At 45.9% G+C, this 281-nt stretch carries 1 pseudogene; it reads left to right on the top strand.

Features of this window, described 5'->3' with window-relative positions:
- Window positions 1-281 (top strand): annotated as a pseudogene (locus tag AAEY88_RS13035) (imidazolonepropionase); the annotation flags it as partial.

Raw genomic sequence — 281 nt, 5'->3', positions numbered from 1 at the left:
ATTCCGAGCAGCTCTCAAACATAGGTGCTAGTGCTTTGGTAGCAGAATACCAAGGACTATCAAGCGACCATCTTGAGCACTTAGCAGAAGAAGATATTGAAAAAATGTCCGCAAGCAACACGGTAGCCGTACTATTGCCGGGTGCTTTTTATACGCTACGTGATACTAAGTTGCCACCGATAGAAGCACTGCGCAAACATCAGGTCAACATTGCCATATCGACAGATTGCAACCCCGGTACTTCACCACTAACGTCACTGTTATTAGCGATGAATATGGGC

The organism is Psychrobacter sp. CAL346-MNA-CIBAN-0220 (assembly GCF_040309805.1).
In the GTDB taxonomy this organism is placed as follows: domain Bacteria; phylum Pseudomonadota; class Gammaproteobacteria; order Pseudomonadales; family Moraxellaceae; genus Psychrobacter.
This window is presented reverse-complemented; position numbering and strand designations above follow the sequence as displayed.